The following is a 23,312-nucleotide window of genomic DNA, read 5'->3' as shown; positions in this document are numbered from 1 at the left end:
ACCGACGCGCCCGTTCTCCGGATCCGCCTGCTGGGTCCGGTGACGGCAGCCGTCGGCGGCCGGGACCTGCCGCTGGGATCGGCACACCGGCGCACGGTGCTGGCGATCCTGGCCGCCACCCGGGACCAGGTGGTGTCCCGGGACGAGCTGATCGACGCGCTGTGGGGCGACGAGCCGCCGGTCAGCGCCACCGGCAGCGTCCACACCTACGTCTCGTCGCTGCGCCGCGCGTTCGCCGCCGTGCCCGGCCGGACCGGCAGGGACATCCTGGCCTCCACCGGCGCCGGCTACACGCTGCGGCTGCCGGGCGACGCCGTCGACCTGTGGCTGTTCGACAGCCTGCGTCAGCGTGCCGAGCAGGCCCCGCCCGAGCAGGCGGCCGGCCTGCTGGACGCGGCACTGTCGCTGTGGCGGGGCGAGCCGCTGGACGGCCTGCCCGGCCCGTTCGCCGAGGCGCAGCGGGCCCGGCTGGCCGAGCTGCGGCGGCTCTGCCTCGAACGCCGGGACCGGTTGCGGGCCACCGCACGGATCCGCGCCCCGCGCAGGCGGCCACTGGCAGGCCGCCGGGCGGAACTGGCCGGGCTGCGGCACCGGCTCACCCGGCTGGAACAGGGCGAGGGCGGCGCGGTCGTGGTCACCGGCGAACCCGGCAGCGGCAAGTCCAGCCTGCTCGCCGAGGCCGCGGCGATGGCACGGGACCGCGGTGTGCGGGTGACGACGATCGACGCGGTGGCCGCGCCGGACGGCCCGGTCCTGGTGATCGCCGACGACCTGCAGCGGGCGGGGGAGCGGACCCTGGACCGCTGGCGGCGGCTGGCCGGCGGGGACGCCGGAGTCCTGGCCCTCGGTGCCGCGCGGTCGCCCTGGCCCGCAGACGGCGCGGAGCAGCTCCAGCTCGGGCCGCTGTCCGGCGCGGAGTCGGCGCGGCTCGCCGTCGACCGGTTCGGTGCCGAGCCGGACTACCGGCTGCAGCTGCTGATCGACCACGGCGGCGGCAACCCGCGTTACGTCGACCGGATCCTGCGCGAGGCGGCCGAGCGCGGCTGGGTCACCGTATGCGGTGGCGAGGCCAGGCTCAGCGACGACGTCCCGGTCGCGGTACCCGCACCGGCCCGGCGGATCGCGGGCGAGCTGGACTTCCTCCCGGCGGCGGCCAGGGACACCCTGGCCCGCGGGGCGTTGCTCGGCCAGGAGTTCGGGTTCGACGAGCTGCTCGCCGCCACCGGGCTGGAACCGGCCGTGCTGCGCGGGCACGTCGACCACGCCCGGCTCGCCGGGGTGATCATCGAACGCGGCGGGCAGGTCGCGTTCCGGCACCCCGTCGTCTACCAGGCCTGCTACGAGCGGACCCCGGCCGCGTTGCGTGGACCGTCGCACCGCCAGCTCGCGCAGGCGCTGGCCGAGTCCGGGGCACCGGTGGTCAGGGTGGCCGGGCAGCTCGCCGCCGCACGTGAGGTCGACCGCTGGGTGTCGCGGTGGCTGCAGGACAACCTCGACGACGTGCTCGCCGCCAGCCCGGCGCTGGCCGTCCGCCTGCTGCGGGACGTGCTGGCCGACGGCCTGCTCGACGCGGACGTCCGGCTCCGGCTGCGTTCCGCACTGTCCGAAGTGGAGTCCGGTTTGGACGGTGAAGCGGGCGGCGGCGCCGGGCACGGGCTCAGCGACGCGCTGCGGGACTACTGGAGTGGCGACTGGGCCGGGCTGCCGGCCGGTGCCGTGCGGGCGCTCACCGCGCTGGTCCGCGGCCACCAGGGCAGGCCGGAGGAGGCCCGCGAGCAGCTGCGGTCGGCCACCGAGACACCGGGGCCCGCCGACACCGACGACCTGCTGCTGGCGGCCACCGCGCAGCTCGCCGAGCAGGCGGGCCGCCCGCAGGAGGCTGCCGACGTGCTGGCGTTGCTGATCGAGCAGCGCCCGCTGGGCGCGTCGGCCCACCACTGGCTGCCCATGCTGGTGCGGCTGGCGCGGGCGGGCGGCAGGCCGGAGCTGGTGAGCCGGGCACTCGGCGTCGCCGAGAGCAGCGGGCACACGCCCGTCGCACTGCACTGCAGGGGCCTCGCCGACGGCGACCCGGGAACCGTGCTGGCCGCGGCGGAAGCCCACGCCGGATTCGGGCACCGGCTGGAGGAGGCGTTCGCCAGGGAGGACGCCGCCGAGCTGCTGGCCGCACGCGGCCTGCGGGCACAGGCCCGCGCGGCACTGCACGCGGCGCTCGACCGGTACACCCGGCTGGGCGCGGCCTGGGACGTCCGCCGTGCCACGCGACGGCTCGCGCCGTACGGGGAGGCCGCCGGTGCCTGACGCCCTGCGGGTCGAGCTGCTCGGACCGCCGCGGGTCTGGCGGGGTGACCAGCCGGTCAGCCTCGGCTCGCCCCGGCCGACCGGGCTGTTCACCGTGCTGGCGCTGCGCCCCGGCCGTCCGGTGCCGCACGACGAGCTGGTCGCCGCGCTGTGGGAGGACACCCCGCCCCGCGGCGCCGCTGCCACCCTGCACACCTACGTCTCGGGGCTGCGCCGTGCACTGGATCCGGGGCGCAGGCGCGGCGCCGACTCACCGCTGGCGACCACCCCGGCCGGGTACGTGCTGCGGCTGGACGAGGACGCGCTCGACGTGGCGGTGTTCGAACGCGCTTGCGAACGCGGGCGCGGCAGGCACGAGGCCGGTGACCACCGCGAGGCCGCCGCGACCCTGCGTGCCGCACTCGACCTGTGGCGGGGCGAGCCGCTCGCGGGTGTCGCGGGTTCGTTCGCCGAGGGCAACCGCACCCGGCTCACCGAACTGCGGCTGACCGCGGTGGAGAACTGGGCCGCCGCCGTGCTGGCGGGCGGCGGGCACGCGGAGGTCGTCGCCGAGCTGACCGGCCTGGTCCGCGAGTACCCGCTGCGCGAACAACTCCGCGAGCCGCTGATGCTCGCGCTGTACCGGGCGGGCAGGCAGGCCGACGCGCTGGAGGTGTTCGCCGACGTGCGGCGCACCCTCGACCGTGAGCTCGGCGTGCGGCCCGGGCCACGCCTGCGCCGGCTGCGGGAACGCGTCGTCGCGCGGGACCCGGCACTGGACGGGCGTCCCGCGGACACCGAAGCCCCGCTGTCCGTCCTGCCCGGCTCGGTGGCCAACGCCCTCGGCAGGCCTGGCCGGGCGTTCGTCGGCAGAGCCGCCCAGGTCGACCGCCTGCGGGAGGTCGTCGGCGAGGTGGCCGCCGGCAGGGGACGGGCCGTGTGGATCGAGGGTGAACCGGGCATCGGCAAGTCCGAACTGCTGATCGAGGCGTTCGCCGACGCCGGCCACCGCGGCTGCCAGATCGCCTGGGGCGTCGCCGACGAGCGCAGGCGCGGGTTCCCGCTGCAGGTGTTCCTCGACTGCTTCGCCCTCGACACCGGCGCCGATCCCGCGACGGTCGCCGACCGGCTGCTCGCGCTGGTCGACCGGCAGTGCCAGCGGGGTCCGCTCGTCGTGGTCACCGACGACCTGCACCATGCGGACGAGGCGAGCCTGGAACTGTGGCGCAGGCTGTGTGCCGCGGCGAGGCAGCTTCCGCTGCTGCTGGTCGCGGCCACCCGCCCGCTGCCCGGCGACGACCGGCACGCGCGCCTGCGGCGGGGCGTCGACGACCACGACGGCGAGGTGGTGCTGCTGGGCCCGCTGCCGGAGTCCGAGGTCGCGGACCTGGTTCGGCTGGCGGCCGGTGGCGCACCCGGGCGCAGGCTCGCCGGGCTGGTCGCCCGGGCCGACGGCAGTCCGCTGTTCGTCGCCGAGATGGTGGCCAGCCTGGTCCGGTCCCACGGCCTGGTCCGCCGCGGCGCCGTCGTCGACCTGCCGGAGTCGGTGGAGTTCGACCCGCCGCCGTCGGTGCTGGCTGCCGTGCGGCGCAGGCTGGCCGGGCTCCCCGAGCGGACGCTGGACGTCCTGCGGCGGGCCGCGCTGCTCGGCGTCGGCTTCGGCGTGCGGGACGTCGCCGCCGTCACCGGGCTCGGCGTGGCCGAACTGGTGCCGGTCTTCGAGCAGGCCGTGGCCGCCGGGGTGATCGCGGACGGCCCGGACGAGCCCGCGTTCCGCCACCCGGCACTGCGGCAGGCGCTGTACGAGAGCATCCCGGAGGATCAGCGGCCGGCACTGCACCGGCTGACCGCGCGGCGGCTGGCCGATGCGGGCGCCCCGGTGCTCCGGGTCGCCGAGCAGTTCGCCGCCGCGTCCGGGGACGCTGACGACTGGCTGGTCACCTGGCTGACCCGGTGGCACGACCCGCTGGCCAACCGCGCCCCGGCGGTCGCGCTGGACCTGCTGGAGCGGGCGCTGCGGGTGTGCGGCCAGGACGATCCGCGGCGGGAGCGGCTGGAACTGGCCCACGTCAGGTTGCTGTTCCGGCTGGACCGCCTGCCGGTCGAGGCCGCCAGGGCGGCACTGGAGCGCGCGACCGAACCCGACCACGTCGCCGAGACCCGGCACGTGCTGGCCGCGAGCCTGTACCGGCGCGGCCGGGCGGGCGAGGCCATCGCCGTCATCACCGCGGCGCAGGACGACCCGGACGTCCCTGACCTGTGGCGGGTGCGCGACCGGCACCTGCTGGCCAACTTCCGCAGGGGTGGTCTCGACGATCTCGACGGCATGCGGCGGCAGGCGACGGAAGCACTGCGGCTGGCGGGCGACGACGACTACCTGTCCGCGCACGCGTGGCAGTCGCTGTGGCTCGTGCACTCGGTGCACCGCAGGCACGAGGAAGCCCTGGCGGCCGTCGACAACGCGCTGGCGCGCACGCGGGACTCCGCCGAACTGGCCGGCCTGCGGGTCGACCTGCTGGACAACCGGATGTTCACGCTGCAGAACCTGGACCGTCTCGACGAGGCCGAGGAGTCGCTGCAGTGCGCGAGAGCCGTCGCCGCCGCCCACGACCTGCCGTCGGGACTGCAGGTCTCCGCCGCCGTCCACCACTACTGGACCGGCCGGTGGGACCAGGCGCTGGCCGAGCTGGACACCGTCACCGAGGAGACGTCGGTGATCACCCTGAACGGGCTGCGTGAGCCCGGTCCGGCGGCACTGCTGCTGCACGGTGTCGCCGCGCTGATCGCCGCGCGCCGGGGGGAAACCGGGCAGGCGGCCGCGCACCTGGAACGTGCCGAGGACTACGGCGCGGCGAGCACGTCGGAGCGGGAGAGCCTGGACTTCCTGCTGGCCGCCCAGTCGCTGGTGGCCGAGCAACGGGGCGACCTGCTGGAGGCGTTGCGCCTGCTGGAACCCGTGCTCGATCCGACCTACGCGCAGATGATGCTGCGGCACCAGTGGCTGCCCGGCTACGTCCGGCTGGCGATGGCCGCCGGTGATCCGTCCTCGGCTGTCCGGGCGCTTGTGGTGTGCGAGGAGGAGGCGGCCAAGGAGGTCACGCCCGCGCGGGCGTGGGCGGCGACGCTGTGGTGCCGTGGGCTGATCGACGGTGACCCGGTGCCGGTCCTGCGGGCCGCCCGGCACTTCCGCCGCGCCGGCCGTCGCCTGGAGTTCGCGCTGGCCGCCGAGGACGCGGGCGGGCTGCTCAGCGGCAACGGCCGGACCGCGTTGTCCGGCGCGGCGTTCGCGACGGCCGCGCAGATCTTCGCCGACCTCACCGCGCGGTGGGACGTCGAGCGCGTCCAGTCCCGCTGGGGCGGCCGGGTCCGGCACGCCGAGGGGGAGGGCTGGGCGGCGCTCACCCCGCTGGAGGTGCGGATCGCGACGCTGGTGGCGGGCGGGCACTCCAATCCGGACATCGCCGGTGAGCTGGTGCTGCCGCGACGCACGGTGCAGGCCCACGTCGCCAGGGTGCTGGACAAGCTGGGCACCCCGTCGCGCGCCGGCGTGGCCGGTCACGTGGGCCGCCGAAGCACGTGAAGGCCACCTTCATTACGTCTCATGTGATGAAGGTGGCCTTTACGAGCTTTGCGGTCCCGGTGTCACGGCCCCGGCAGCCTCAGTGGTCACAGCAGGCTCGGCAGCCTCACCGGTCGCCACGAACGAGACAACCCCGGCCACCGGCGAACTCCCCCAATGCCACATTGGGGGAGTTCAAGTACCCCAATGCCACATTGGGGGCACACAGCACCCGGACTTTGCCGGAGCCCTGACGTCTCACGTGATGAAGGTGGCCTTCACGTGCTCGCGGCCGGCACGGCATTGGCCGCGATGATGCGGCTGAAGTGGCGGCCGCTGTCCTTCACCGTGCGGCGCAGCGTGTCGAAGTCGACGTGCACCAGCCCGAACCGCTGCGTGTAGCCCATCGCCCACTCGAAGTTGTCCAGCAGTGACCAGGCCAGGTAGCCCCGCACGTCGGCGCCCCTGCTGACCGCCCGGTGCACGGCCCGCAGGTGCTCGGTGTAGTAGTCGGCCCGTTCCGGGTCGTGCACGGCGCCGTCGGCGGACACCGTGTCGGTGAACGCGGCGCCGTTCTCCGCGACGACGAGCGGGATGCCGGTGTACTCGTCGAGCCAGCACAGCAGGTCGGTGAACGAGTCCGGCGCCTGCTCCCAGCCGAACGAGGTCAGTTTTCCCCGCGGGGGCAGCACATCCATGCCCAGCAGGCCGGGCAGCGGGCAGTTGCTGGCCGCCCTCGGGTCGTCCAGCGGCGTGACCCTGGTGGGGGCGTAGTAGTTCACGCCGAGCCAGTCGATCGGTTCGGCCAGCACCTCGAGGTCGCCGTCGGCGATCGCGTCGCGCAGGCCGGGCAGGTGCTCGACGTCGGCCAGTACGTCGTCGGGATAACCCTTGCCCAGCAAGGGGTCCAGGAAGAACCGGTTGTGGATGCCGTCGAACTTGCGGGCCGCCTCCCGGTGCGCGGCGGTGTCGCCGTCGGCGATGGCGGGGGAGAAGTTCAACGCGATGGACAGCGAGTCGCCCGGCCGCGCCTGGGAGCGCAGCGCCCGCATCGCCCGGCCGTGCGCCAGCATCAGGTGGTGCCCGGCGACCAGCGCGGCGGCCTTGTCGGTACGGCCGGGGGCGTGCACGCCGCTGCCGTAGCCGAGGAAGGCCGCGCAGAACGGCTCGTTGATCGTGGTCCAGCGGTCGACCCGGTCGGCGAGTCCACTGTGGACATGCGCGGCGTAGTCGGCGAAGCGGGCGGCGGTGTCGCGGTCGAGCCAGCCGCCGTCGTCCTCGACCGCCTGCGGCAGATCCCAGTGGTAGAGCGTGACCACCGGCTCGATCCCGTTGGCCAGCAGCTCGTCGGTCAGCCGGTGGTAGAAGTCGAGCCCGCGCGGCGACGGCGTCGCGCCGTCGGGCATCACCCGCGACCACGCGATCGAGAAGCGGTACGCGGGCAGGCCGAGTTCGGCCATCAGCGCGACGTCCTCGGCGTAGCGGTGGAAGTGGTCGCAGGCGACGTCGCCGCTGGCGCCGTCGGCGATCGCGCCGTTCACCCTGGTGAAGGCGTCCCAGATGGAACTACCCCTGCCGTCGGCGGTGGCGCCGCCCTCGACCTGGTACGAGGCGGTCGCGGCGCCCCAGAGGAAGTCCCTGGGAAACTGGAGCATGGCGCGCGTCATCGAGCGTCCCTTTCGTCAACCCGGTCACAACATATCGGGACAACAACAGGAAAAGCACGAGCACCGGCAGGATCGCCAGGGTCGCCGCGGCCAGCATCAGCGAGTGGTCGGTGAAGTAGCCGCTGGCGAGCCGTGCCAGCGCGACCTGCACGGTCGGGTACTCGTGCGGGTCCAGCACGACCAGTGGCCAGAAGAAGTCGTTCCAGGCCGCGGCGAACGTCAGCGTGGACAGCGCCGCCAGGTGCGGGCGCAGTTGCGGGAGCGCGACGTTCCAGTAGATCCGCCACCGGGAACAGCCGTCCACAGTGGCCGCGTCGACCAGCTCGGCCGGGACGGCCTCCTCGCACGCCTGCCGCATCCAGAACACGCTGAACGCGCTGACCAGCGCGGGCACGATGACCGCCTCCAGCCTGCCGTACCAGCCGAGTTCACCGACCACCAGGTACAGCGGGACGAGCCCGAGCTGCGCCGGCACCATCGCCGTCCCGATCACCAGCAGGAACAGCGAGTCGCGGCCGGGGAAACGCAGGCGGGCGAAGGCGAACCCGGCGAGGCTGGACAGCAGCGCGTTGGCCACGGTCACCGTCGTCGCCACGATCAGCGAGTTCTGCATGGCCAGCCAGAAGTCCACGGTGTCGAACACCCGGCCGATGTTGTCCAGCAGGTGCCCGCCGGGCACCAGCTCCGGCACCCGGTCGCCGACCACCGACTCGTCGCGGGAGGCGACCACCACCGACCAGTACAGCGGGAACATCGACACCACCAGCACCCCGGCCAGCAGGATCGGGGCCACCCGCCTCACGGGCCACCGCCGGTGAAGCGCCGTACCAGGCGGACGTTGACCACGGCCAGCAGGACCGACAGGACCACCAGCACCCAGCCGACGGCGGCCGCGTAGCCGGCGTCGAAGGCGAGAAATCCCTTCTCGTACAGGTACATCGCCAGCGTCTGGAACTGCCGGTCGTTGCCGCCGCCACCGGTGCCGGTGTCGTCGAACATCAGCGGCTCGGTGAACAGCTGCAGGCCACCGATGGTCGAGGTGATCACGACGAAGACCAGCGTCGGCCGGATCGCCGGCACGGTCACCGACCAGAACGCCCGCCACCGCGACGCGCCGTCCAGCTCGGCTGCCTCCCGCAGCTCGTCCGGCACGGTCCGCATGGCGGCCAGCAGGATCAACGCGTCGTAGCCGGTCCACCGCCACATCACCATCGTGGCGATCGCCAGGTGCGAGGACCAGGTGTGCGACTGCCAGGAGACCGGGTCCGCCCCGAACAGCCCGAGAACCCAGTTCACCAGCCCGAAGTCCCGGCCGAACAACTGGCTGAACACCAGCGCGACCGCCACCACCGACACCAGGTGCGGCAGCAGGATCCCGGTACGCCAGAACATCCCGCCGCGCAGCGGCCGGTTCAGCAGGGCCGCGATACCCAGCGCGGCGAGCAACTGCGGGACCACGGCCAGCACGAAGATGCTGACCGTGTTGGTCAGTGCCCGCCAGAAACCGGGATCGCCCAGCAGGTCGGCGTAGTTGGCCAGGCCGAGGAAACCCTGGTCGCCGTTCAGCAGATGCCAGTCCCGCAGCGAGATCCAGGCGGTGTAGAACAGCGGGAACACGCCGAACACCGCGTACAGCGCGAAGAACGGTGCGACGAACAGCAGCGGGGTGAGCCTGCGCATCGGCTATCCGGCGGCCTCGCGGGCCAGGCGGACGGCCTCCTCCCACGCCTGCGCGATGGTCTGCTTGCCGTCCTCGATCCGGCCCAGCGCCCTGCCGAATTCCGGCCGTACCTCGGCGTCGGCGGTACCGCGGTAGACCGGGCGCAGGCGGTCGGCCGAGCTGGCGAACAGCTGCCCGGTCGGTGCGCCGCTGAAGTACGGGTCGGTCTTGCCGAGCACGTCCGGGTCGCGGTACACGGCGGGCTGGCTGGACAGGATGCCCTCGGAAAGGAACAGTTTCTTCTGCTGCTCCGGTGCGGTCAGCCAGCGGGCCAGGTCGTAGGCCTGCTGCTGGTGCTCGCCCTGGGCGGGCAGGCTCAGGAACGAGCCGCCCTGGTTGCCCGCGCCGCCGGGCACGGTGGTGACGTCCCACTTGCCCGCGTCGGCGGGCCCCGCCGCCTCCCGGATGAGCTTGAGCTGCCAGGCCGGGCAGGCGATGGTGGCGAACGATCCCTGCTTGATCGCCGCGTTCCAGGTCTGGGTGAACGTCGTGACCCTGGCCGTCTGCCCGCGTTCGCCGAGCGTGCCCGCGATGTCGAACGCCCTGCGGACGTTCGGGTTGGTGTCGGCGATGAACCGGTCGCCGTCGGCGGCGAAGTAGTTCTCCGGGGCCTGGTTGAGAATCGCCGCGTAGACGGTGCCGGCCGAGTCGGCGAACTTCGCGCCGGTTCCGGCCGCGGCGAACCTGCCGGCGACGTCGAGGTAGGCCTCCCAGGTCGGCATGAGCGCGGCCACCTGGGCGCGGTCGGTGGGCAGCCCGGCGCGCTCGAACAGGTCGCGCCGGTAACACAACGCGAGCCCGCCCATGTCGGTGCCGAGGCCGAGGACGAACCTCCCGCCGTCGGTCACCCCCTGGTCCCACTTCCACGGCGCCCACTGCCCGCGCAGCTCGTGGGCGCCGAACCGGCCGAGGTCGACGAGCTTGTCCTTCGACTGCCGCAGGCGCGGAACGTACTGCTCCTCGATGGCCACGATGTCGGCGGCGCCGCCGCCTCCGGCGAGCTGGGTGACCAGCCCCCGGTGGTGGCTCTCGAAGTCGGCGACCCTGCCGACGATCTCGATGTCCGGGTGTAGCGACTCGTACTCGTCGAAGAGGGCCTCGTAGCCGAACTCGCCGAACGTCGCGACGGTCAGCCGGGTGCGCTCACCCGGCCCGGCCGAGCAGGCCGGCACCGCCCCCAGGACCGCGAGTACGGCCAGCACGGCCGTCCACGCCCGCCTGCCAGCCATCGCGCACCCCGTCTCCTCGGAACCGGTCCGCGGGCCATTCTTGCGGATGGGCCACGCCGGGCGCGTTCCGAGTGTCGCTGAGGGGGGTCAGCCGAGTGCGGAGAGCATCGCCTTCGTCATCGGTTCCGGACGGTTCTGCGACCGCAGCACCGCCACGACGTCGGCGACGACGCCCTTCACGGCACGCTCGGAACAGCCGAGCTTGTGCCCGATGTCGCTCGTGCTCCAGCCCTCCGACATGAGGCGGACCACCGCGAGCTCGCGGGGGGTCAGCTCGCGGCCCCCGGCGGGCGCGCCGCCCTTCGGCATGCGCAACGGCGAGCCGCGGTGGCCGGCCGCGGCCGAGGTGATCTTGTCCATCAGCTGTTCTCCTTCCAGTGCGTCGAACGGCAGTAGCCCGGCCACGCCGAGACGCTCCAGCTCGGGCAGCAGCTCGGCGTCGACGACGCGGGTGAGCACCAGCGCGGGCACCCCCGCGGCGTGGTCGAGCACCCGCAGCGCCGACGTGGCGAAGCGGTCGACCGCCGCGAGGAACAGCCGCGCGCGGGCCAGTTCATGAGCCGGCAGCGGGTTCACCCCGGGCCGTGCGCGCAGGTACGCGCACAGCCCCGCCCTGGTCAGCGGGTCGGGTGCCCAGACCACGACGTTGATCGGCTCCATTGGCTCTCCGGCGGTTGGCGGGGCACCACCGTGGAGGCGCGGTCTTAAGAAATTCTCTACGGGCAACCCTGGGTATCGTGGCCGGCGGATCGGGCAGCGCAGCCGGACACGTAGGGCAGGGGATCGCCGTGGTCGGACACGTCGCCGCTGCCGGCCTCGCCGGCCGGGCGGCGGAACTCGCCGGGCTGCGGGCGGCCCTGGCGCGGTGCCGGCGGGACCGCGCGGCGGCGGTGATCCGGCTGGACGGCCCGGCGGGCGCCGGTCGTACCGCGGTGCTCGACGCGTTCGCCGGCTCGGTCGGCGACGCCGTGCTGCGGCGGTGGACCTGCGTCGAGCCTGCCGCCGACTACTCCGCCGTCTGCGGCCTGCTCGGCCGCGATCTGGCCGCCAGCCCGGTGCCGGTGTCGTTGCTGGCCTCCCGGCGGGTCGCGGAACTGGCCGGGGCGACGGCGCTGGTGCTGCTCGTCGACGACGCGCACCGGTGTGATCGCCGGTCGTTCGAGACGTTCCGGCTGGTCGTCCGCAGGGCGGAACGCCTGCCGGTGCTGCTGGTGCTGGCCGAGCGCAGCGGCGCCCTGCCGGCGTGGCGGGCCGAAGCCGGTGCCGCCGGACGCCGCGTGCCGCTGGGGCCGCTGACCGAGGACGGCGTCGCGGAGCTGGCGGCACGCTGGTGGCCGAAGCCCGACCGGGCGTTCGCCTGCGCGATCGCCGAGCACAGCGGCGGCTACCCCGGCGTCGCCGCCGCCCTGCTCGCCCGGCTGCACGCCGAGGGCCTGCGGCCGGGCGCCGCGGCCGCCCGGCGAGCCGGGCGGCTAGGGCCCGGCCTGCTGGCGGCGCGGATCGACGGCCTGCCCCGGCCGGTCCGGGAGCTGGCCGAGGCGGTGGCCGTGCTGGGCCGGGCCGACGAGGAACTGCTGGCCGGGTTCTGCTCGGTGCCGGCCGGGCAGGTCGCCGCGGCCCTGCCCGCCCTGCGTGCGGAGGGGCTGATCGGTACGGGGCGGACCGCCCTCACCCACCCGGACACCCGGGCCGCGGCGCTGACGGCGGTGCCGGCCGAGTACCGGGCACGTGCCGCGCGCCTGCTCAACTACCTCGGTATCGCGCCTGCCGAGCACCTGATGGCGCTGCCCGGGCTGCCCGAGCCGTGGATGCGGCGGTCGCTGGCCGAGGCCGCCGCCCGGGCCGAACGGCAGGGCGACCTCGGCGCCGCGGCCCGCTACCTGCGGCGGCTGGTCGACACCGATCCCGGCGACGCCGAGGCGGCGATCGACCACGCCCGGGTCCTCGGCGGGCAGGACCCGAACGCCGCCTACGCCGTGCTGCGGGACGTCGTCGGCACCGCGGGCGACGTCCGGCTGCGGGCGAAGGCGGCGGTCCAGCTCGGCCGGGTCGCGCCCGCCGGGCCCGCGGTCGACGAGGTGGTCGGCCTGCTCGTCCGGACGTCGGACGAGTTCGACGCCGCCATCGTCGCGGGGGCGGCCGAACCCGATCACGACCTGCGGATCCAGCTCGACTCCGCCCTGCTCGGCCTGGGCTGGCACGACGAGTCGGCGCTCGCGGTGGCCCGGCGCAGGGTCCGCGACCGGGACGTGCCTACCACGCGTGCCGCCGCGCACCGCGAGAGCCGTGCCATGGCGGCCATGGACGCGATGCTCGACGGCGGGCCGGTCGGGACGGCCGTCGAGCTGGCCAGGGCGGCGCTGGCGGAGGACACGCCGCGGGGCCGGGCCGGCGCGGCACTCGTGCTCCATCTCGCCGACGAGACCGACGTCGCCCGCGAGGCGCTGGACCGCGCGGTGGACGCCCTCGATCCGCGGGAAGCCCCGTGGGATCTGGCCAACGCGCTCAGCGTCCGCGCGTTCTGTGGCGACGCGACGGACGCGGCACTGGCCGACGCCCGGCGGGCACACGACCTGACCGACGGTGTGCCGTCCGCCATGCCCGGTGTGCAGCCGCTCGTCCTGGCGACCGTGCTGATCCGGCGGGGGGCCTCCGCCGAGGCCGCGGAGGTGCTGGCCACCGTCGAACCGGCCGAGGTGGCCGGATCGCTGCTGCGGTACCCGGTGTACCTGATGGCCAGGGCCAGGCTCGCGCTCGCCGACGGCCGCCCGGAGGACGCGCTGACCCGCTTCATGACCTGCGGGGTGAAGACGGACCAGTGGGAGTCGGCCAATCCGGTCTTCGCGCCCTGGTGGCTGGAGGCGGCGCTGCTCGGTGCCGACCTCGGCAGTCCCGGGCTGGTGCAGGGGATGGTCCGCCACGGCGAGCGGCTGGTGGCCGGCTGGGACACGCCCACCGCCAGGGGGATGTTGTCGATGGCCCGGTCGGTCCTGGCCGGAGCGGACGAGGCAGGCCTGCTCGCCGAGGCCACCCAGGAGCTTCGCCTGGCGCCCGGCTACCGGGTCCGCGCCGAGCTGCGCCTCGGCGACGTCCGCAGCCGGGACGGCGATCCCGGCAGTGCGCGCAAGCACTACCGGCTGGCCACCGACCTGGCGACGCGTGCGGGTTACGGCGAGCTGGCGGCGGTCGCCCGCGGCAGGCTGCTGGCCGCGAGGGGACGGCTGCACCGCACGAACGGCAGCGTCACCGGCCTGCTCACCAGCGCCGAGCGGCGGGTCGCCGAGCTGGCGGCACTGGGCACGACCAACCGGGAGGTCGCCGACACGCTGCTCGTCTCGCAGCGCACCGTCGAATGGCACCTGACCAACATCTACCGCAAGCTCGCCGTGACCGGCCGTTCCGACCTGGCCCGGCTCCTAGGTGATTCCGGGTGACCGGCGTGGGACAAATACGGGGATGACACCGATGACACGGGCACACACCGGATGGGAGCCAGCTGGGATGCGACCGGTGGCGGGACTACAGGTACAGGTGGACCCCACCGGTTCGCTCGAACTGTCGGTTCCGGGTTCGGCCACCCAGCTGACCGGGGATACCGAGGCCACGGCCATGTGGATCGCGCTGACCTCGCACCACTGGAACGTCGGCGACGCGGCGGTCGCGCTGGCGGGCATCTGGGAGGTCGATCCATGGGTGCTTCGCGACGACATGTGTTCGTGGATCGGTGCGCTGGTGAATGCCGGAATCCTCCAGGATTAGTCAGAACCACCGAAAGTCGCAATTAAAAGCACGCAAAACCAATAGACCGGCTTGCAAAGCCACACGATCACTCCTACGGTTGAGCGCGTGGTCCGCGTCACCGTCCTGGATCCTCCCGGTGCGGCCGCCGCACCGGGCGAACGAACCCCGCGGTGGACCGGCAGGGAATCCTGCGCGCTCGTCGAACGCGGCACCCAGCTGGAACGACTGCACCAGGCGGTGACCGCGCTGCTGTTCGGCCGCTCGGGAACGGTGCTGGTCACCGGCCCGCGGGGCAGCGGGGTCAGCACGCTGCTGCGGGAAATGGTGACCCACGGCAGGGAACTCGGCCTCGCCGCCGCCACCGCCCGCTGTTCGCCCGCCGAGCGCGGGCTGCGTTACGGGGTGGTCTCGCAGTTCGCCGCCGGGCTCACCGCGGCCGGGTTCCCGGTCCGCGCCGACGCGTCCGGGCTGCCCGGCCTGTGTGCCGAGTTCGTCGGTCTGGCCAGTACCCACCCGCTGCTGCTGGCCGTCGACGACCCGCACTGGGCGGACGAGGACTCGCGGGCCTGGCTCGCCGCGATGACCAGCCGCGTCCGGCAGGCACCGATCCTGCTGGTCACCGGCGCACCCGCCGGGACGGCGGGCGAGCGCGGCGGGATCCACGTCGAGCTGCGGCCGCTGAGCACCCGCGGCGTCGGCGAGCTCGTCACCTCACGCTACCGGGGCCCGGTGGCGCCGACGTTCATCGAACGGGCCGCGGCCGCCAGCAAGGGCAGTCCCGCGGTGCTGCACCAGGTCCTCGACCGGTTCTCCGTCGGACGGCTGCACCCGAGTCCCGAGCACCTGCCGCGGCTGGAGCGGTACGCGCACGACGTCGAGTCGGCGCTGCTGGCCGGGCTGCCGCCGGACGTGCTCGCCCTGCTGCGGGCGGTGGCCGTCGCCGCCGGGCACCTGGACAGCGAACTGGTGCTCCGCCTCGCCGACGGTTCCGAGTCCACATTGGACGCACTGGTCCGGCTGGGGCTGGTCGTGCGCGACCCCCGGCCGCGGGTCGCCGACCCCGCGGTGGCTTCCGCCGCGCTGGCCGCGCTCGATGTTGCCGAGCGGGCGCGGCTGGCCGGCCGGGCCGCCGCGCTGGCCAACCGGGCCGCGCTGCCCGCACGTACGAAGGCCGAGTTGCTGCTGGCCGCCCCGCCCGTCGGCGAGCCGTGGGCGCCCGAGGCACTGAGCGTGGTGGCGGCGGCCCACCGGGCGGCAGGCCGTCACGCCGACGCGGCGGCGCTGCTGCGCCGCGCGCTGCGGGAACCGTGCTCGGCCGACGTCCAGGCCCGCCTGCTCGTCGAACTGGCCGGCGTCGAGGCAGCGGTCGACGTCGCCGCGGCGGCCCGGCGCCTCCAGCGGGTCGTGCTGTCGTCCTCGGAGGTCGCGCCGGACACCGTGCTCGTCGCCGCCGACCGGCTGCTGCTGCACACCGACCCCGCGACGGCGCACCGGGTGATCGCCACCGCCGTCGCACGGTCGGGCGAGCCGGACGACGCGCTGACCGCGCTCGGCACCCTCGCCGAGAGCCACTGCGGCGGCGAGCAGGCACTGCCCGTACCCACGTTGCCCGCCCTGCCGGAGGAGCCCGCCGGCGTGGCCCGGACCGCCGTGGCGTGGCGGCTGGTCACCGCAGGACGGGACCGGACGCGGGCGCGGGACCTGGCGCGCAGTGCGGTCTGCGGTGGCCGGGACGGCCTGTTCGGAGCCCGCCTGCATGCCTGCCGGGCCCTGCTGTACTGCGACGACCTCGCCGAGGGCGGCGCGGCACTCGACGAGCTGGCCGCCGACGCCCGCCGGGCGGGCGTGCCCGCGGTCGCCGCGCTGGCGCTGGGCGAACGTTGCTGGCACGACCTGCGGGCAGGCAACGCCGCACGGGCGGAGGAACACCTGGAGCAGGTACTCGCCGAGCTGCCCCGGTCGCGGGCGTGGCCGCGGGCGCTGGAGGGCGCCGTGCACCTGGCGCGGGGCCGGACGGCGGAGGCGGAGTCGGCCCTGCGTGCCGAACCGCCGGACGAGGCCGAACGCGGATTCGGCTGGGCCTGCCTGCTGTTCGTCCGGGGCATGCTCGCCGTCGAGGTCGCCGACCCGCACACCGCCCTGCGGCACTTCGCCGAGGCCGGGCGGGTGCTGACCACCCTGCGCTGGACCAACCCGGCGCTGCTGCCGTGGCAGATCCTCACCGCGGCGGCGCAGCACGCCACCGGTGACCGGGAAGCCGCCGCCGCTTCCGTGCGCCGCGCGGTGCGGCTGGCCCGGCGGTGGGGCGGTCCGGTGGTGCTGGCGCAGACCAGCCTGTGGGCCGCGCGGGCCAGCGAGGGGGACGGCACTCCCGCGCTGACCGGCGAGGACAACCGGATCGCCGCGCTCGTCGCGGCGGGCCGGTCCAACGCCGAGATCGCGAACCTGCTCGGACTGCGCAGGCGCACCGTCGAGTCCCGGCTGACCGGTGTCTACCGCGCGCTGGGGCTGGCCGGCCGGGAACAGCTCGCCCGGCTGGTCAACGGCACGCGGGAGGATTGAGGCGTGCTGCTCGAACGGGAATCCGAGCTCGCGCTGCTCGCCGCCGCGGGCTCCGGGTCCGCCCTGGCGATCACCGGCCCGCCCGGCATCGGCCGGTCGGCGTTGCTCGGCACGCTCGCCGACGCCGATGCCTGGGTGCTGCGTGCCGACTGCACGGTGCTGGAACGCGACTACCAGCTCGGCGTGGTCAGCCAGCTCTGCGGGCCGTTGCTGGCGGGGCTGGGCGAGAGCCGGCTCAGGCACTACTTCCGGGGACCCGCCGCACCGCTGCGGGACCTCGACTCACCCGGCACACCGGCTGCCGAGACCGTGCTGGCCGGCCTGTCCGCCCTGCTCGGCCACCTCGGGGAGGACCGCCCGGTGCGGGTGCTCGTCGACGATCTCCAGTGGGCCGACCGGTTGTCGCTGACGGCACTGGGTTTTCTCGCCAAACGGCTGACCGGGACGCCGGTGCTGCTGGCCTGCACCGTGACCGAGGGCGTGCCGTGCGCGGACTCCACGCTGCTCCAGGACGTGCTGGCGGCGGCCCGCCACGTGCGGCCGGGCCCGCTGTCGGTGGACGCGGTCGGCGCGTTGCTGGGCGACGGTTCCGCGGAGCTGGCGGCCACCTGCCACCGGATCACCGGCGGCAACCCGGCCGCCGTGCTGACGGTGGCGGACGGCCTGGCCGGCGTGGAGCCGGCCGGCGACATCCAGCGGTTGCTGACCGGCCATCGACTGTCCACATTGGCCACCCAGCACGAACACGCGGGCGAGCTGGCCAGGGCCATGGCCGTCCTGGGGGCGGCGCCGGCCGAGCCCGCGCTGCTGGCCGAGCTGGCCGGTCTGGACGAGATCGAGTTCAAGTCGGCACTGCACACGCTGGACGGCCTCGGCCTGCTGGCCCCGGGCGGCCCGCCACGGTTCGCGTACGCCGGTCTCGCCGACGCGATCGCGGCGACGCTCCCGGTTGCCGAGCGCGGGCGCCTGCACGGCAGGGCGGCGCTGCTGCTGCACGAGGCGGGCGCCGGCGCCACCGAGGTCGCCGACCAGCTCGTGGCGCTGACCTCGGTCACCGAGGAGTGGCAGGTCGACGTGCTGCGCCTGGCCGCAGGCGCGGCACTCGACAGCGGCGACCCGGAGGCAGCCACCCGGTACCTGCGCTGCGCGTTGCTGTCCTGCCCGCACGGCGGTACCCGGCGCGCCCGGCTGCTGGTCGACCTGGCCGCGGCCGAGCGCGGACTGGATCTCGGCGCCGCCGTCTCCCACGTGTCGCAGGCGCTGCTGGAGACCGAGTCGCCGGACGACCGGGTCGACGCCGTGCTGCGTATCCCGCCCGCCCTCGCCCGCACGGTCCCCGCCCTCGGCGACCTCGTCCGCTCGGCCGCGGGCCGGGCGGGCCCGGTGACCGGGTCCCGTGCGCTGCGGCTGGAGGCGCGGCTGCGGGCGCTGGACATCCACCGGGCCACCCGGCTGACCGACGCGGTCCACCGGCTCGGTGAGCTGGAGGCCGGCGGGCTGCCGCTGGCGGACCCGGCTGGGCGTGAGCTGGTGTCGGTGCTGGTGTTCGCCGCCGCGGTGGGGGGCAGTCTCCCGGCCGCGGAGGTCGCCAGGCTCGGTGCCGAGGTGCTCGAATACGAGCCGGGTGCGCCGGACAACGCCTACACGGCCATGCCGCTGCTGGTGCCCGCGCTGGTCGCGGCCGACGCGCTGGACGACCTGCTGCCCTGGCTGCGGCACACCTGGACGGCGGCCGAGCGTCGCCCGTACCCGGGGGAGCGGGCGTCCGCGGCCGCGTCGCTGGCGGCCGCGCTGCACGCCGCCGGACGTTCCGCCGAGGCGGTCAACCTGGCCGCGACCGCGCAGGAGCAGGCGGGGGAGTCCTGGCCGGAGGTCACCCTGCTGGCCGCCCGCACCAGGGCGGCCGTCGCACTGTCCACACAGGACACCGAGCTGGCTGACGCCGTGCTGGCGGCGATCCGGGACTGTGCTGACCCGCGGGCGGCGCTGCTGGACCGGATGCTGCGCGGGCTGCTCGACGCCGTCCGCGGCGACCTGGCCAGCGCGGTGGACCGCTTCCTCGACTGCGGGCAGCGGCTGGCCCGCTGGGGCTGGATCAACCCGGCCCTGTACCCGTGGCGGCCGTGGGCGGCCGCGTTGCTGCACCGCCAGGGTGAGCGGGAGGCGTCGCTGTCACTGGCGAGGGCCGAACTCGACGACGCCCGCGCGTGGGGCGCACCGGCCGCGCACGGGAAGGCACTGTGCCTGCTCGGGATGCTGACCGACGGCGAGGAGGGCACCGGCCTGCTCCGGGCGGCCCGGCGAACGCTGGCCGGATCCGCGGACCGGCTGGAGTACGCCAGGGCCGGGATCCTGCTGGCCCGGCGGCTGCCCGGCACCGGGGAGGCCGGGGAGATCCGTGCCGAGGCCGACGCCGTCGCGGCCGACCTGGACTGCCGGTGGGCCGAGGTGGAGACCGAGTTGTGCGGTCCGGTGCTCGAGGTCTCCCGGTCGGGCCGGGCCGGCTTGTCCAAGGCCGAGGACGGTGTGGTCGACCTCGTCGTGCGGGGCTGGACGAACCAGCGGATCGCCGACGAACTCGGCGTCACCCGCCGTGCGGTGGAGAAGAACCTCACCAGTGCCTACCGCAAGCTGGCCGTGAGCGGCCGCAGGGAGCTGGTCGCGAAGCTCGGCGCCCGGCACTGACCGGTGTCTGCCCATTTCCAGCAGGTTCGGACGGCTGCGGCTGCCCGGCGGGACCGAACCTCGGTGGTATGGAGGACCGCACCCTCCGAACCGCATGTGGGGTCGACCCCGGTCTTAAGGGTTTGTGTTGGTATATTGTTGACTTGTTTGTGACTGGGTTCATAAGCTCCTAACACGTTCTCGCCTTTCTGATCCGGCGATCGAACCAGATCGTCAACTCCACGCAGAGGGGACTGCTTGCTATGTCCACTGAAATGACCGATGTCGCGTTGCCTGAATCCGACCGGCGGACCTCCTCTGTTCACGAACTAGTCGACGCCCGCGACATTGTCCGTTCACTGTTCGACCAGTCCGGGCTCTGCGTGGCGACGCTCGACTGCGCGCTCCGGATCACGGACGCCAACGCGGATTTCCTTCGTCTTTTCGGAAGTGACAAGGCGAAGATCGGAGGTCTGCAGCTCGGTGCTCTGCTGCACCCCAGCGTGCGCGGCACCATGGTCGACCAGCTGCGCAGACTTGTTGACGGGCAACGCAACCGGTTCTCCGACAAGGTCATCGGCCTGCGCCCGGGCAGCTGTACCTTCGGCGCCGAACTGGTCGGCATCGCGGTGTCCGGTGAGGTCGGTCGTGTCCAGCAGGTCATGGTGATACTCCGCCCGGAAAAGACCGATCACAAAGGTCATATGATTTCGAGCGGAAAGAAGATTCTGACCGATATCGACGCGCGGATTCTGGAAGGCGTGGCTGCCGGTGTGTCGACCGTCCAGTTGGCATCGATGCTCTATCTGAGCCGCGGCGGCGTCGAATACCACGTCACGAACCTGCTGCGCAAGCTGAAAGCGAAGAATCGTCCGTCGCTGGTTTCCCGCGCTTACTCCATGGGCCTGTTCGGGGTCGGCGCCTGGCCACCCAGGGTGCTCCCCGACTACGTGAAGTAACCACCCCGGCTCGTCGCCCGTGGTTTTGTGTTGCTTTCTCGAGAGGCTACGGGGGAGCGGCAAGGTCGCCGCGAGTAGCCCCGCTCGCCAGGCGAGTACGGCGATCTGGAACCGACGTGCCGGACAGCGGAACCAGGCGAACGGGAACGTACAACTCGCGCGTCAGAACCTACGACTCGCGCCCCGGAACGTACGACTCGCGCCCCGGAACGGGTGACCGGCACCCGCTGAGAATCCGGTCCACGTCGTGAGTTCTGCGCTCGAGCCCATCAACTCGCCCGGCCGACACCCGAACATGCCGTGAAGGGGGCCCTCACGGCATGAGACGCCGTGAGGGCCCCCTTCACGGCATCACACCAGGCCCACGTCAGCGGGCTAGGGTGCGGCGCACGGCCGGCGCTTGGTCGACCAGGGCGCGGATCACCGCGCAGACCTCGTCGACCTGCTCCACCGAGACGCCCAGGCCGGTCGGCAGCAGCACCACCCGCGCGCTGAGCGCCTCGGTGCGGGGCAACGGGCGGGGAGTGTGCAGCCGCCCGGCCTCGGCGTAGGGCGGGGTGCGGTGGCAGCCGGGGTGGAAATGGTCGCGGGCCAGGACGTTCTCGGCGTGCAGGGCGGTGATCACCTGGTCCCTGGAGAGCCCGGCGGCGCGGCTGTCCACCTCCATCACCACGTACGAGTGGTTGACGCGGTCGCCCGGCTCCGGGCGGCGCAGGCTGATGCCGGGTACGCCGTCCAGCCCGGCCGCGTAGTGCGCGTGCCGTTCGGTGTTCACCCGGATCAGTTCTTCCTTGCCCTCCAGCGATGCCAGGCCCATCGCCGCGGCCGGCTCGGTCATCTTGGCGTTGGTTCCCAGTCCTCGCACCGCACCGGCCTTGTCGCGGCCGTAGTTGTGCATGGCACGCACCTGGGCGGCCAGGTCCGGATCGTCGGTGACCACCGCGCCGCCTTCGAAGGCGTTGAGGAACTTGGTCGCGTGGAAGCTGAACACCTCGGCGCGGCCGAATCCGCCGATCGGCTTGCCCTGGTGCGCGCTGCCGAAGGCGTGCGCGCTGTCGTAGAACAGGGCCAGCCCGTGCTCGGCGGCGATGTCCGCCAGTGCGTCGACCGGCGCCGGGTTGCCCCACAGGTGTACACCGAGGACGGCCGTGGTCCGCGGCGTGATCAGCCGCCGGACCTCCTCCGGATCGAGCTGCCCGGTCGCCAGGTCCACGTCGCAGAATACCGGGGTCAGCCCCTCCCAGCGCATGGTGTGCGCCGTGGCGACGAACGTGTAGGACGGCATGATCACCTCGCCGTGCAGCCCCAGCACCCTGGCCATGATCTGCAGGCCGATCGAGGCGTTGCACAGCGCGACGCAGTGCGTCACGCCCGCGGCGTCGGCGATCCGCCGCTCGAACTCGGTCACCAGCGGCCCGGAGTGGGTCAGCACGTAGCTGTCCATGGCCTGCCTGATCCGGTCCAGCACCCGTTGCGGGTTCAGGATGTTGGGCTTGCCGACGTGCAGCTTCTCCGCGAACGCCGGCGTGCCGCCCAGTACGGCCAGCGGCCGGACCACCGCGGTCACCGGTGACCTCCCACGAACTCGCGGATGGTGGCGACCATGTAGTCGGTCATCTCCGGGGTGATCTTCGGGAACACGCCGATCCAGAAGGTCCGCTCGGTCACCACGTCGCTGTTGGCCAGCGTGCCGGACACCCGGAAGTCCTGACCGAGGTAGGCCGGGTGCCGGGTGAGGTTGCCCGCGAACAGCAGCCGGGTGCCGATCCTGCGGGATTCGAGGAACCGCACGATCTCGGCCCGGTCGAACGGGGCGTCCTCGGCGACGGTGAGCACGAAGCCGAACCAGCTCGGCTCGCTGCCCGGGGTGGCCTCGGGCAGCAGCAGGTGCGGCACGCCCTCAAGGCCTCGGCGCAGCCGGTTCCAGTTCCGGTTGCGGGCCTCGCCGAACTCGGTCAGCTTGGTCAGCTGTGAGGACGCCAGCGCCGCCTGGACGTCGGTGGTCTTCAGGTTGTAGCCGATGTGGGAGAAGATGTACTTGTGGTCGTAGCCCTGCGGCAGATCACCGAGCCGGTAGCCGAACCGCTTGTGGCAGGTGTCGCTTTCGCCCGGCTCACACCAGCAGTCCCGGCCCCAGTCACGCAGCGACTCCACCAGTCGCGCCAGCGCGAGGTTGTCGGTGAGCACGCAGCCACCCTCCCCGGCCGTGATGTGGTGGGCGGGGTAGAAACTGACCGTGCTCAGGTCGCCGAAGCCTCCGGTGAGCTCGCCCCGGTAGCTGGCCCCCACCCCGTCGCAGTTGTCCTCGACGAACAGCAGGCCGCGCTCGTCGCAGAGGTCGGCGATCTCCCTGGCCTCGAACGGATTGCCCAGTGCGTGCGCGATCATCACCGCCCTGGTCCTCGGCCCGATCGCGTCCGCCACCCGTTGCGCGGTGGTGTTGTAGGTACCCAGCTCGATGTCGACGAAGACCGGTTTCAGTCCACATTGCACAATGGGGTTGACGGTGGTGGGGAATCCCGCGGCGACGGTGACGACCTCGTCCCCGGGCCGCAGCCGCCGCTCGCCCAGCTCCGGCTGGCACAGGGCGGTCATCGCCAGTAGGTTCGCCGACGACCCCGAGTTCGTCAGGTGCGCCTTGCGCAGCCCGAGGGTTCTGGCGAAGTCCCGTTCGAACTTTCTCGCCGACGTTCCCGCGGCGATTCTCAGGTCCAGCGCGGCTTCCACCATCGCCACCCGGTCGTCGGCGTCCAGTGTGGCCCCCGACGGCCAGATCGGTGTCACACCCGGCTGGAACGGTCGCTCCGCGACCTCCTTGTCGTAGTCGCGCACGAGCTGCAGCACCCGGGCTTTCAGCTCCGCGCCGTGGTCGCTCATCAGCACTTCCTCCCCGGGTGGCGGGATACGATGCCCTCATGCTTCCGTGCGCAG

14 protein-coding genes are annotated in these 23,312 nt (G+C 73.7%); 7 read left to right on the top strand and 7 right to left on the bottom strand.

All coding sequences use genetic code 11. The features are described 5' to 3' along the window. Positions 1 to 39 precede the first annotated feature (39 nt). Positions 40 to 2,301: an ATP-binding protein gene (locus tag EWH70_RS29870; RefSeq protein ID WP_165436472.1), complete on the top strand. Its 2,262-nt coding sequence runs from the start codon at positions 40 to 42 to the stop codon at positions 2,299 to 2,301. Continuing rightward, complete coding sequence (locus tag EWH70_RS29865) at positions 2,294 to 5,860, top strand: BTAD domain-containing putative transcriptional regulator (protein WP_130478898.1); 3,567 nt, start codon at positions 2,294 to 2,296, stop codon at positions 5,858 to 5,860. The genes EWH70_RS29870 and EWH70_RS29865 overlap by 8 nt, the downstream gene beginning before the upstream one ends. A 257-nt stretch (positions 5,861 to 6,117) precedes the next feature. On the opposite strand, the gene EWH70_RS29860 is transcribed toward EWH70_RS29865, so the two are convergent. From EWH70_RS29860 to EWH70_RS29840, 5 genes are all read right to left on the bottom strand, one after another. Then, a complete protein-coding gene (locus EWH70_RS29860) occupies positions 6,118 to 7,506 on the bottom strand; it encodes a GH1 family beta-glucosidase (RefSeq protein ID WP_130478897.1) in 1,389 nt (462 codons plus the stop codon). Then, entirely contained in the window at positions 7,406 to 8,260 is an 855-nt protein-coding gene (locus EWH70_RS29855) for a carbohydrate ABC transporter permease (RefSeq protein WP_130479015.1), read from the bottom strand. Before EWH70_RS29855 ends, EWH70_RS29860 begins: the two co-directional genes overlap by 101 nt. A gap of 44 nt (positions 8,261 to 8,304) precedes the next feature. Further along, positions 8,305 to 9,186, bottom strand: a complete 882-nt coding sequence (locus tag EWH70_RS29850; RefSeq protein WP_130478896.1) for a carbohydrate ABC transporter permease — start codon at positions 9,184 to 9,186, stop codon at positions 8,305 to 8,307. 3 nt (positions 9,187 to 9,189) lie between these two features. After that, a complete protein-coding gene (locus EWH70_RS29845) occupies positions 9,190 to 10,455 on the bottom strand; it encodes an ABC transporter substrate-binding protein (RefSeq protein ID WP_130478895.1) in 1,266 nt (421 codons plus the stop codon). Positions 10,456 to 10,542: 87 nt separating this feature from the next. Continuing rightward, positions 10,543 to 11,115 (bottom strand): helix-turn-helix transcriptional regulator, encoded by a 573-nt coding sequence (locus EWH70_RS29840; RefSeq protein WP_130478894.1) that lies wholly within the window; start codon positions 11,113 to 11,115, stop codon positions 10,543 to 10,545. A gap of 128 nt (positions 11,116 to 11,243) precedes the next feature. On the opposite strand from EWH70_RS29840, the gene EWH70_RS35995 reads away from it, so the two are divergent. The 5 genes from EWH70_RS35995 to EWH70_RS29815 all read left to right on the top strand — a co-directional run bounded on the left by EWH70_RS35995 (position 11,244) and on the right by EWH70_RS29815 (position 20,381). Next, a complete protein-coding gene (locus EWH70_RS35995) occupies positions 11,244 to 13,889 on the top strand; it encodes a helix-turn-helix transcriptional regulator (RefSeq protein ID WP_205669316.1) in 2,646 nt (881 codons plus the stop codon). Positions 13,890 to 13,965: 76 nt separating this feature from the next. Continuing rightward, positions 13,966 to 14,214, top strand: coding sequence for a hypothetical protein (locus EWH70_RS29830; protein ID WP_130478893.1), 249 nt, complete (start codon positions 13,966 to 13,968; stop codon positions 14,212 to 14,214). Positions 14,215 to 14,301: 87 nt separating this feature from the next. Next, on the top strand, positions 14,302 to 16,758 hold the full coding sequence (locus EWH70_RS29825; protein ID WP_165436471.1) for a helix-turn-helix transcriptional regulator: 2,457 nt from the start codon (positions 14,302 to 14,304) through the stop codon (positions 16,756 to 16,758). Between the two features lie 3 nt (positions 16,759 to 16,761). Then, positions 16,762 to 19,443 (top strand): AAA family ATPase, encoded by a 2,682-nt coding sequence (locus EWH70_RS29820; RefSeq protein WP_130478891.1) that lies wholly within the window; start codon positions 16,762 to 16,764, stop codon positions 19,441 to 19,443. Between the two features lie 254 nt (positions 19,444 to 19,697). After that, positions 19,698 to 20,381, top strand: coding sequence for a helix-turn-helix transcriptional regulator (locus EWH70_RS29815; protein WP_130478890.1), 684 nt, complete (start codon positions 19,698 to 19,700; stop codon positions 20,379 to 20,381). A gap of 367 nt (positions 20,382 to 20,748) precedes the next feature. Here the strand turns inward: EWH70_RS29815 and EWH70_RS29810 are convergent, their stop codons facing one another. Next, a complete protein-coding gene (locus EWH70_RS29810) occupies positions 20,749 to 21,948 on the bottom strand; it encodes a DegT/DnrJ/EryC1/StrS family aminotransferase (RefSeq protein ID WP_205669315.1) in 1,200 nt (399 codons plus the stop codon). Continuing rightward, the gene (rfbH, locus tag EWH70_RS29805; protein ID WP_130478889.1) at positions 21,945 to 23,258 is read right to left on the bottom strand and encodes a lipopolysaccharide biosynthesis protein RfbH; all 1,314 of its coding nucleotides are present in this window, start codon (positions 23,256 to 23,258) and stop codon (positions 21,945 to 21,947) included. The genes EWH70_RS29810 and rfbH overlap by 4 nt, the downstream gene beginning before the upstream one ends. Positions 23,259 to 23,312 lie beyond the last annotated feature (54 nt).

Origin of the sequence: Amycolatopsis suaedae (assembly GCF_004214935.1) — a bacterium.
GTDB lineage: Bacteria > Actinomycetota > Actinomycetes > Mycobacteriales > Pseudonocardiaceae > Amycolatopsis > Amycolatopsis suaedae.
This window is presented reverse-complemented; position numbering and strand designations above follow the sequence as displayed.